General features: G+C 72.1%; 10 protein-coding genes and 1 pseudogene. 9 read left to right on the plus strand and 2 right to left on the minus strand.

The window, feature by feature from the left end; all coding sequences use genetic code 11:
* Positions 1–323: pseudogene (locus tag ACWDVW_RS32115) on the minus strand (SAM-dependent methyltransferase); the annotation flags it as partial.
* A gap of 112 nt (positions 324–435) precedes the next feature.
* On the opposite strand from ACWDVW_RS32115, the gene ACWDVW_RS32120 reads away from it, so the two are divergent.
* The 7 genes from ACWDVW_RS32120 (at position 436) to ACWDVW_RS32150 (ending at position 7,214) form a co-directional block, all read left to right on the plus strand.
* A complete protein-coding gene (locus ACWDVW_RS32120; protein WP_449956604.1) occupies positions 436–1,398 on the plus strand; it encodes a Rossmann-like and DUF2520 domain-containing protein in 963 nt (320 codons plus the stop codon).
* 47 nt (positions 1,399–1,445) lie between these two features.
* The gene (panC, locus tag ACWDVW_RS32125) at positions 1,446–2,294 is read left to right on the plus strand and encodes a pantoate--beta-alanine ligase (protein ID WP_449956607.1); all 849 of its coding nucleotides are present in this window, start codon (positions 1,446–1,448) and stop codon (positions 2,292–2,294) included.
* A gap of 27 nt (positions 2,295–2,321) precedes the next feature.
* A complete protein-coding gene (panD, locus tag ACWDVW_RS32130) occupies positions 2,322–2,741 on the plus strand; it encodes an aspartate 1-decarboxylase (protein WP_449956610.1) in 420 nt (139 codons plus the stop codon).
* A gap of 152 nt (positions 2,742–2,893) precedes the next feature.
* Positions 2,894–3,790 (plus strand): septum formation family protein, encoded by an 897-nt coding sequence (locus tag ACWDVW_RS32135; RefSeq protein WP_449956613.1) that lies wholly within the window; start codon positions 2,894–2,896, stop codon positions 3,788–3,790.
* A 61-nt stretch (positions 3,791–3,851) separates the two neighbouring features.
* Positions 3,852–5,543 (plus strand): L-aspartate oxidase, encoded by a 1,692-nt coding sequence (locus tag ACWDVW_RS32140; protein WP_449956616.1) that lies wholly within the window; start codon positions 3,852–3,854, stop codon positions 5,541–5,543.
* Positions 5,543–6,436 carry a carboxylating nicotinate-nucleotide diphosphorylase gene (gene nadC, locus ACWDVW_RS32145; RefSeq protein WP_449956619.1) on the plus strand — a complete coding sequence of 298 codons (894 nt, stop codon included), beginning with the start codon at positions 5,543–5,545 and terminating at the stop codon, positions 6,434–6,436. Before ACWDVW_RS32140 ends, nadC begins: the two co-directional genes overlap by 1 nt.
* 19 nt (positions 6,437–6,455) lie before the next feature.
* The gene (locus tag ACWDVW_RS32150; RefSeq protein WP_350700682.1) at positions 6,456–7,214 is read left to right on the plus strand and encodes a type III pantothenate kinase; all 759 of its coding nucleotides are present in this window, start codon (positions 6,456–6,458) and stop codon (positions 7,212–7,214) included.
* A gap of 307 nt (positions 7,215–7,521) precedes the next feature.
* Here the strand turns inward: ACWDVW_RS32150 and ACWDVW_RS32155 are convergent, their stop codons facing one another.
* Entirely contained in the window at positions 7,522–8,262 is a 741-nt protein-coding gene (locus tag ACWDVW_RS32155) for a class I SAM-dependent methyltransferase (protein ID WP_449956623.1), read from the minus strand.
* Between the two features lie 90 nt (positions 8,263–8,352).
* Between ACWDVW_RS32155 and lysS the strand changes: the two genes are divergently transcribed.
* A complete protein-coding gene (lysS, locus tag ACWDVW_RS32160) occupies positions 8,353–9,861 on the plus strand; it encodes a lysine--tRNA ligase (protein WP_449956626.1) in 1,509 nt (502 codons plus the stop codon).
* Between the two features lie 118 nt (positions 9,862–9,979).
* Positions 9,980–10,330: a histone-like nucleoid-structuring protein Lsr2 gene (locus ACWDVW_RS32165; RefSeq protein WP_449956629.1), complete on the plus strand. Its 351-nt coding sequence runs from the start codon at positions 9,980–9,982 to the stop codon at positions 10,328–10,330.
* Positions 10,331–10,841: the final 511 nt, after the last annotated feature.

A 10,841-nucleotide genomic window follows, 5' to 3' on the forward strand; every position in this document is an offset into this window, starting at 1 on the left:
GGTTTTCCGGGGGAGCCCACCCGCGCAGGGATCAAGCCTGACCGCCCGGAGCGGGTGGGCTCCCCGGAAACCCCCACCGCAACCCAAGAAGACAAGGAACAAAGCAGCTCACCCCGCCCCGCCCCCACGTCCACCACGTCGAACCGCTCTGGAAAGCCGAGGACCGCGTCGAGGTGGTGGATCAACCGGAGCAGCGCCGAGGCGAAGACCGGGGAGGCGTGCACGCTGGTGCGGAAGTGCGCCGCCGGCCCGGCACCGGAGACGAAGAAGCCCGAAGGCCCGTAGAGCGCCTGCTGCATCGCGGCCCGCCAAGGCATCGACATCGGGGTACCTCCTCGGTGCCGGTGAACGATTTCACACATCCTTGTTTGAGATCCGTGTCAGCGACGCATACTTGCCCCGACCGGTACCCCATCTCGAGGACTGGATCGTGACATGAGCGCACCGCTGCGCCACCATCCGGCCGCCCTTCGGCGGCCCGCGACCGGGCCGTCGGCCCAGGTCGCCAACCGTGCCGTGCTCACCGTCGGCGTCATCGGCACTGGCCGGGTCGGTGCCACCCTGGGTGCCGCGCTCGCCGCCGCCGGGCACCATGTGGTCGCCGCCACCGGGCGTTCCGGGGCCTCCCAGGCCCGGCTGGCGTTGCTGCTGCCGGCCGCCGACTGTCGGCCCGCCGAGGCGGTCGCCCGGTCCGCCGCCGACCTGCTGCTGATCGCCGTACCGGACGACGCGCTCGCCGGGGTGGTCGCCGCGTTGGCTGCCGACGGCGCGTTGCATCCGGGCCAGGTGGTCGCGCACACCTCCGGCGCGCACGGCCTGTCCGTACTGGCACCGGCGGTTCGGGTCGGCGCCCGTCCGCTGGCGCTGCATCCCGCGATGACCTTCACCGGTACGCCGGACGACCTCGGTCGGCTGCCCGGCATCTCGTACGGCGTGACCGCCCCGGCCGAGCTTCGGCCGCTGGCCGCCCGGTTGGTGACGGATCTGGGCGGGGTGCCCGAGTGGATCGGGGAGGCCGACCGGCCGCTGTACCACGCGGCGCTGGCGCACGGCGCGAACCACCTGGTGACCCTGGTCAACGAGGCGGCCGACCGACTGCGGGACGCCGGGGTGGGGCGGCCCGAGAAGGTGCTGGCCCCGCTGTTGCGGGCCGCCCTGGAGAACGCGCTGCGGCTGGGCGACGACGCGTTGACCGGCCCGGTGTCGCGGGGCGACGCGGGGACCGTCGAGCGTCACCTGGCCGTGCTCGCAGCCACCGCGCCCGAGTCGGTCGGCGCGTACCTGGCGCTGGCCCGGCGAACCGCCGACCGGGCGGTGGCTGCCGGTCGGCTGCGCCCGGTGGACGCCGAGTCGCTGCTCGGCGTGCTCGGTCGGGACCAGACCGGAGTGGCGGTGTGACGTCGGGCGGCGGGGCGGTCCGGCAGAGGTCAGGGAGGGTGGACGAGATGACGGAACTGGTGCACAGCCGGGGCGACCTGGCCCGGGCGCGGTCCGCTCTCACCGGGACGGTGGGGGTGGTGATGACCATGGGGGCGCTGCACGCCGGGCACGAGACGCTGATCAGGGCCGCCCGGGACCGCGCCGACCACGTGATCGTGACGGTCTTCGTGAACCCGTTGCAGTTCGGGCCGAACGAGGACTTCGACCGCTATCCGCGTACGCTGGAAAGTGATCTTGAGGTGTGTCGGCGGGCCGGGGCCGACCTGGTCTTCGCGCCCTCGGTGACGGACATGTACCCCGGCGGCCAGCCGACGATCCGGGTCGATCCGGGGCCGCTCGGCGAGGACCTGGAGGGGCTCAGCCGGCCCGGGTTCTTCCACGGGGTGCTCACCGTGGTGATGAAGCTGCTCCAGATCACCCGGCCGGATCTGACCTTTTTCGGCGAGAAGGACTACCAGCAGGTGACCCTGGTCCGGCGGATGTGCCGGGACCTGGACGTGCCGGTGGAGGTGGTCGGCGTGCCGACGGTCCGGGAGTCGGACGGGTTGGCGCTGTCCAGCCGCAACCGGTATCTCTCCGCCCCGGAGCGGACGGCGGCGCTGAGCCTGTCGCGGGCGCTGCGCGCCGGTGCCGACGCCGCCGAGGCGGGCGGGGACGCCGGTGCGGTGCTGACCGCCGCGCACGCGGCCTTCGGCGCCGAGGCCGCCGGTGTCCGGCTGGACTACCTGGTGCTCACCGATCCCGACCTGGCGCCCGGCCCGGTCGAGGGTCCGGCCCGGCTGCTCGTCGCGGCCTGGGTGGGCGAGACCCGGCTGATCGACAACGCTCCGGTCCGGCTCGCCCCGACCTCCTGACCCCGCAGCTCGCGAAAGGCGTTCCCGATGTACCGCACCATGCTCAAGTCGAAGATCCACCGAGCCACCGTCACCCAGGCGGACCTGCACTACGTCGGTTCGGTGACCGTCGACGAGGACCTGCTCGACGCCGCCGACCTGCTGCCCGGCGAGCAGGTGGCGATCGTGGACATCACCAACGGCGCCCGGCTGGAGACGTACGTGATCCCGGGGCGGCGGGGCAGCGGCGTGATCGGCATCAACGGCGCCGCCGCCCACCTGGTGCACCCGGGCGACCTGGTGATCCTGATCTCGTACGGGCAGATGGACGACGCCGAGGCGCGGGTGTACCACCCCCGGGTGGTCCACGTGGACGCCGAGAACCGGATCGTCGAGCTGGACGCCGACCCGGCGACCGCCGCTCCCGGCACCGCCGGCGCACCCGTCCCCAACCCGCTCACGGTGTAAGGAAGGGTCCCCTACTAACGCCTCGTGTATAGGAAGGGTCCCTTCCTCACACCCAGGCCGGGGAATCCGGTCTGTCACCGGAAGGTCATTTTTGGTTACCCTTGGGGCGCCGTCGGGAGACGGTCGCTGGCTGGGGGGGGGGGGGCGGCGTCATGCAGCGTGCGACGAGAAGCCTGGTCGCGGCCTTCGCCGTGGCGGCCCTGTTGGTGGGCTGCAGCGGGTCCGGTGGGCTCGACGGTGACCTGACCGACGACTGGGGCGCCCTGCCGCCGCCGGGTCCGTTCACCCCGGCCGCCGAGGTCTGCCACGAGCCCGAGTTCACCCCCACGGTCTCGCTGGCCGCGTACGCGCCGGTGGACTGCGCGCAGCCGCACCGGGTGGAGACGGTGCACGTCGGTGCGCTGCCGGCCGAGCGTGCCGCGCCGCCCGCCGTGGGCTCCGCCGAGCTGCGTACCGCCTTCGCCGAGTGCGACAAGCGGGCCAGTGGCTTCGTCGGCGACAACTGGCGGGCCGGTCGGCTGCGACTGGCCGTGGCGGTGCCGTCCGAGCCGGGCTGGGCCGCCGGTTCGCGCTGGTACCGCTGCGACCTGATGGAGGTCACCACGACCGAGGCGGCGGCCACGGTGGTGCTGCGTACCGGCTCGCTGCGGGACGCGCTCCGGACGCCGTCGCCGCTGCGGCTGGGCTGCCAGCAGACGCGTATCGACCGGAACAGGGTGGTGCAGACCCTGGTCGCGGTGGACTGCGCCACGCGCCACGACGCCGAGTTCGTCGGGGTGTGGCAGTCGCCCGAGCGGGCGTACCCGACGCGCAGCGCCCAGTGGGCGCCGTTCTACGAGGGCTGCCGTTCGGTGATCGCGCGCTACGCGGGCGTACCGGACGACGCGTACCTGGTCTTCCGCAGCGACCTGGTGGTCCGGCCACCCGGGGCCGGTCGGTGGCGGGCCGGGGACCGGGGAGTGCGCTGCTACCTGTGGCTCGGCGACCGCAAGGTGACCGGGTCGCTCAAGGGCGTCGGCCCAGCCGGCCTGCCGGTCCGGACGAAGTAGCCGGAACCACTCGTCCGGCCCCCGCCGTCCGAGCCGAGAAGCATTCGGGTTGACTGGGGGCATGGAGCTACCGACCGTCGGCCTGCCCACGTTGCCGAGCCTGCTGGCCGCTCCGGCGCCCGGCTGGGTGGAGACCACCGACGTGATCGTGGTCGGCTCCGGGGTGGCCGGACTGACCGCCGCGCTGCACCTGCGCCAGGCCGGTCTCCACGTCACGGTGGTCACCAAGGTCAACATCGACGAGGGTTCGACCCGCTGGGCCCAGGGTGGCATCGCGGCGGTCCTCGACCCGGCGGACACCCCGGCCATGCACGCCTCGGACACCGAGATCGCCGGTGTCGGCCTCTGCGACCCGGCGGCCGTGCGGGTACTGGTCGAGGAGGGGCCGACCCGACTGCGCGAGCTGATGCGGATCGGTGCCGAGTTCGACCGCCACCCGGACGGCTCGCTGATGCTCACCCGCGAGGGCGGGCACCGCGCCGACCGGATCGTGCACGCCGGCGGCGACGCGACCGGTGCCGAGGTCCAGCGTGCCCTGCACGAGTCGGTACGCCGCGACCCGTGGATCCGGCTGGTCGAGCACGCGTTGGTGCTGGACCTGCTCCGCGCCCCCGGCGACGGGCCGGACGGGCTCGGTCCGGCGTGCGGCATCACCCTGCACGTGCTCGGCGAGGGCAGTGAGGACGGTGTCGGCGCCATCCTGGGCCGCGCCGTGGTGCTGGCCACCGGCGGGATGGGGCAGATCTTCGCGGCGACCACCAATCCCGCCGTCTCCACCGGCGACGGCGTGGCGTTGGCCATGCGGGCCGGCGCGGCCGTCACCGACGTGGAGTTCGTGCAGTTCCACCCGACCGCGCTGATCGTGCCGCCGGCCGCCCGGGTCCCCGGTGCCGGGCACGCCCAGCAGCCGCTGGTCTCCGAGGCGCTGCGCGGCGAGGGCGCGTACCTGGTGGACGCCGACGGTAAGCGGTTCATGCTCGGCCAGCACGAACTCGCCGAGCTGGCCCCCCGGGACGTGGTGGCCAAGGGCATCCACCGGGTCCTGCTGGCCACCGGCGAGGACCACGTCCACCTCGACGCCCGGCACCTCGGCGGGGACTTCCTGGCCCGACGATTCCCCACCATCGTCGCCTCGTGCCTGGCCATCGGCGTCGACCCGGGGGTCGACCTGATCCCGGTCGCGCCGGCCGCCCACTACGCCTCCGGCGGGGTACGCACCGACCTGCGCGGCCGGACCTCCATCCCCGGCCTGTACGCCTGCGGCGAGGTCGCCTGCACCGGAGTGCACGGCGCCAACCGGCTGGCCAGCAACTCGCTGCTGGAGGGGCTGGTCTTCTCCCGGCGGATCGCCGACGACATCGCATCCGGTCTGCCCGAGCAGGCCCGCCCGGCGGAGACCGGAGCGTGGCGCGGCGGCACCGGCTGGGTGGCGCCGGCGGCCACGACCCCGACGCTGCAGGCGGCGATGACCCGGGGCGCCGGTGTGCTCCGCTCCGCCGGCACGCTCGCCGCGACCGCCGCCGAACTGGTCGAGCTGGGCACCGGCCGAGGCACCCCGCGTACCGCCGACTGGGAGGCGACGAACCTGCTCACGGTGGCCGCCGCGCTGGTCGCCGCCGCGTACGCGCGGCAGGAGACCCGTGGCTGCCACTGGCGGGAGGACTATGGGACGACCGACGAGCGATGGCAGGGACACCTGGTCGGCGCGGTGGGCGCGCAGGGCCGGTTGACGACCCGGTGGGAGGAGAGCTGATGGCGGACACGGCACGGCTGCTGCACGAGAACGGTCTCGACCCGGCGCAGGTCCGCCGGATCGTCGAGACGGCCCTGGTCGAGGACCTCGGCCCGGACCTGCTCGACGTCACCAGTGTCGCCACCATCCCGGCCACCCAGACCGACACCGCCGACCTGGTCGCCCGGGCCGACGGGGTGGTCGCCGGGCTGGCCGTCGCCGCCGCCGTGTTCGAGCTGGCCGGCGAGGTGACCGGGACGGGACGTACGGTCGAGGTGTCGTTGGTGGCCCGCGACGGCGAGCGGGTGGCCCGAGGCGACGTGCTCGCCACGGTCACCGGCCCGACCCGCGTGCTGCTCACGGCCGAGCGCACGGCGCTGAACCTGCTCTGCCGGATGTCCGGCGTCGCCACCCACACCCGGGCCTGGGCGGACGCCCTGGCCGGCAGCAAGGCGATGGTCCTGGACACCCGCAAGACCACGCCCGGCCTGCGCACGCTGGAGAAGTATGCGGTCCGCGCCGGCGGCGGCACGAACAAGCGGATGGGCCTGCACGACGTCGCCATGGTCAAGGACAACCACAAGTTCGCCGCCGGTGGCATCGCCGCCGCCTACCGCCGGGTCCGGGAGGCGTTCCCGGACGTACCGGTGCAGGTGGAGGTGGACACCCTCGACGAGGCGGTGGAGGCGGTGGAGGCCGGCGCGGCCTTCCTGCTGCTGGACAACATGCCCCCGGCGACACTGCGCGCGGTGGTGGCGGCCGTGGGCGACCGGGCCGAGTTGGAGGCGACCGGCGGGCTCACCCTCGCCGACGCCGCCGAGGTGGGTGCCACCGGCGTCGACTTCCTCTCCGTCGGCGCGCTCACCCACTCCTCACCGATCCTGGACATCGCCCTGGACCTGCGCACGGACTGAACCCGTCTAGGCTTCGTGCGTGCTGCTCTGCATCGACATCGGGAACACCAACACCGTCCTGGCGACCTTCGACGGTGACAAGCTGGTGCACAACTGGCGGATCAAGACCGACGCCCGATCCACCGCCGACGAGCTGGGCCTGATGTTCCGGGGGCTGCTCGCCGGGGACGCCGTCGAGATCACCGGGGTGGCCGCCTGCTCGACCGTCCCGGCCGCCCTGCGTTCGCTGCGGACCATGCTGACCCGCTACTACGCGGACCTGCCGAGCGTCATCGTGGAGCCGGGCGTCCGCACCGGTGTGCAGCTCGCCATCGACAACCCCAAGGAGGTCGGCTCCGACCGGGTGGTCAACACGCTCGCGGCCTACACCCTCTACGGCGGACCGTCGATCGTGGTCGACTTCGGCACCACCACCAACTTCGACGTGATCAGCGGTCGGGGAGAGTTCCTCGGAGGCGCGTTCGCGCCCGGCATCGAGATCTCCTTCGACGCGCTCGCCGCCCGCGCCGCCCAACTGCGCAAGGTCGAGGCGACCAGGCCCCGGTCGGTGATCGGCAAGAACACGGTCGAGTGCCTCCAGGCCGGGCTCTACTTCGGCTTCGCCGGACAGGTGGACCGGATCGTCGAGCGGATGGCCGCCGAGATGGGCGAGCTGAAGGCGGTCATCGCCACCGGTGGACTGGCGTCGCTGGTGCTCAACGAGTGCCGGACGATCACGCACCACGAGCCGATGATCACGTTGATCGGGTTGCGCATGGTGTACGAGCGGAACGTCTGACGCTTTTCTGTTTTTCGGTTCTTGCGGGTGGGGTTTCCGGGCCGCCCGACCGGCTCCGGGCGGTCAGGCTTGATCCCTGCGCCGGTCGGGCGGCCCGGAAACCCTCGCGGGGTCGGCGTCATCCGTTCCGGTGGGGTGGTCGGCTGGGGTGGGGGCGGTGTGTCCGTTCGGTGGGGTGGGGGCGGTGTGTCCGTTCGGTGGGGTGGGTGGGCGCGGGCGTCAGGTGTTGGGCTTGGACGGGCGGCAACGTCGACCTGGGGGTCGGGCTCTGGGATGGGTCGGGGTGGGGGCTCGTCTGGTGGGTGGGTCAGGGTTTGTGGGTGCGGGCGGTGAGGGTGCGGTAGGGGAGAGTTATGAGATCTTGGGCGGCCAGGGCGGGGTGGGTGTTCAGGAGGTGGCGGACCTGGTGGTCGACCTCGGCCTGTCTGGTGGGGGCGGCGGTCAGGTAGTGGGAGCGGGTCCGGACCAGGCCCAGCAATTCGTCGCGGGTCAGCGTGGTGGTGTGGGGGAACTCGGCCCACTCGGGTGGGGCGAAGGCGTCGCCGAAGTCGGTGACGGTCTGGCGCAGGTGGTCGACGGTGTCCCCGATCTCGGCGATCCGGCTCAGCTCGGTGACCCAGTCGACGCGCTCGTCGCGGAGGTTCCAGATCGGGGCGAAGATCCCGCCGGGGCGTAGCACCCGGGCGATCTCGGCGTGCGCCGGCTCCCGGTCGAACCAGTGGTACGCCTGGCCGGCGAGGACGGCGTCGGCGTACCCGTCGGGGAACGGCATCGCCTCCGCCGCGCCGGCCTGGGCGCGTACTCCCGGGGTGGTGGCGACCAGGTGGGCGCGCATGTCGGGGTCGGGCTCGACGGCTGTCACCTGGTGCCCGAGGGCCAGCAGGCCACGGCTGAGGATGCCGGTGCCGGCCGCCAGGTCGACCACCCGGGCGGGCCGGGCCGGTCCGTCCAGCGCCCAGCGCAGCGCGGCCTGCGGATAGCGGGGTCGGTACCGGTCGTAGTCGGCCGCCGCCGGACCGAACGAGCGGGCCCCGGTGGGGTGCGTCATGACCGGCAGGCTATCCGGCGACGGCCGCCGGAGCGCTTGAGTACGCTCGGGCCTGACCTCGCCCGAAATCTCCCACTGAGGAAGCGTGCCGTGACCCAGCAGAGCCCCGTGCCAGTCGACCCCGCCGACGACCTTCCCGAGCAGATGAAGGTCCGCCGGGAGAAGCGGGACCGGATGCTCGCCGACGGCGTCGAGCCGTACCCGGTCAGCTTCCACCGGACCAGCACGCTGGCCCAGGTGCGGGAGCGCTACGCCGACCTGCCGACGGACACCGCCACCGGCGACCAGGTGTCGGTCACCGGACGGGTGATTTTCGTGCGGAACACCGGCAAGCTCTGTTTCGCCACGCTGCGCGACGGCGACGGCACCGAACTCCAGGCGATGCTCTCGCTGGACCGGGTCGGCCCCGAGCGGCTGGAGGACTGGAAGCGGCTGGTCGACCTCGGTGACCTCGTCGGGGTCACCGGCGAGGTGATCAGCAGCCGTCGGGGCGAGTTGTCGGTGCTGGCGCAGGAGTGGGTGACCACCGCCAAGGCGCTGCGCCCGCTGCCGGTGGCGCACAAGCCGCTCAGCGAGGAGGCGCGGGTCCGGCAGCGCTACGTCGACCTGATCGTGCGCCCGCAGGCCCGCCAGATGGTACGCACCCGGGCGACGGCGGTCCGCAGCCTTCGCGACTCCCTGCACGACACGGGTTTCCTCGAGGTGGAGACCCCGATGTTGCAGTTGCTGCACGGTGGCGCGACGGCCCGGCCTTTCGTGACCCACAGCAATGCACTCGACACCGATCTTTATCTACGAATCGCGCCGGAACTGTTTCTCAAGCGCGCCGTGGTCGGCGGTGTCGAGCGAGTCTTCGAGATCAACCGCAACTTCCGTAATGAGGGCATCGACTCTTCGCACTCGCCCGAGTTCGCGATGCTGGAGGTGTACCAGGCGTACGGCGACTACAACACGATGGCCGAACTGACCCGCAATCTCGTGCAACAGGCGGCGGTGGCGGTCGCCGGGTCGACGGTGGTCACCCACGCCGACGGCCAGAAGTTCGACCTCGGTGGTGAGTGGCGTTCGGTGAGCCTGTTCGGCGTGCTTTCCGAGGCGCTCGGTGAGGAGGTCACGGTACGCACCGAGCACACCCGCCTGGTCGAGTACGCGGACAAGGTGGGCCTCACCGTGGACCCCAAGTGGGGGTCGGGCAAGTTGGTCGAGGAACTGTTCGAGGAGTTGGTCGTGCCCGGTCTGGTGGCGCCGACCTTCGTGCGGGACTACCCGGAGGAGACCAGTCCGCTGACCCGTGGGCACCGCGAGGAGCCCGGGCTGGCCGAGAAGTGGGACCTGTACGTGCGCGGGGTCGAGCTGGCCACCGCGTACTCGGAGCTGGTCGACCCGGTGGTGCAGCGGGAGCGGCTGGTCGCGCAGGCGCAACTGGGCGCCCGTGGCGACGACGAGGCGATGCGGCTCGACGAGGACTTTCTCCGGGCGATGGAGTACGGAATGCCGCCGGCGGGTGGCATGGGAATGGGAATCGACCGGCTCCTGATGGCGCTGACCGGCCTGGGAATTCGGGAAACCATCTTGTTCCCCTTGGTTCGCCCCGAGTAGTCGACAGGGAACTTTCCGCCGGGATACCCGATCCTATTGACGCAACAAGCAGCTGACGGGCTATTGTGCTCTGGTAACTGGCAGGTGCACCGAACCCTGCTCGAAAGGAATGTGGGACGTGGCCAAGCAGATCATTCAGAGGCTGGTCGATGACCTGGACGGCGGGGACGCGGACGAGACTGTCAAGTTCGCGCTCGACGGCGTTCAGTACGAGATCGACCTGTCGACTTCGAACGCCGAGAAATTGCGTGAGGCATTCGCTCCGTTCATCTCCGGTGGGTCGAAGGTGGGACGCGGTGGCGTGGTCGTCGGAGGGCGTGCCGCCCGGGGCCGGGGCAGCGCGACGGCGGACCGCGAGCAGAACAAGGCCATCCGGGCCTGGGCCCGCAAGGCCGGCAAGGAGATCTCGGACCGGGGCCGGATCCCGCAGGAGATCGTCGACGAGTACCACTCCAAGGCCGGTCACTGAGACCAGGGTCGTTCGCCACGCCGGTTCGGAGCGCGTCTCCGGGCCGGCGCGGTCGTCTGGTGGGACGATGCGGTCGGGCCGAACGTTGTCCACAGCCGGTGGATGCGTTGTCCACAGCCTGTGGACGGCGGCTACGGGGTGCCCGTCCGGTGCCGGAAGGGCTCCGTAGGGTGCTCCCGGCGGCCCACGGCTCGTGCTCGAATTTCGCTCTGCGCGTACAGGCACCATGCCCGGAACACCGGTTGAGCGTGGATGGTTGGGCAAAACGACGCGTACCGGGCCACCGGCGGAGACACACGAGGTCAGCCGAGTCGGTCCGCGGCGATAGAGTAAAGAGGCGCGGACGCCCGTCCCGGGCGCTTGCGTATCCGGCCCCGCCGAGAGTCTTGACCACCAAGATCGAGTGCGCACGGCACGTGAGGAGCACGAGGGCATGTTCGAGCGGTTCACCGACCGAGCGCGACGGGTTGTCGTCCTGGCCCAAGAAGAGGCCCGGATGCTCAACCACAAC

It is taken from the genome of Micromonospora sp. NPDC003241 (assembly GCF_053589795.1).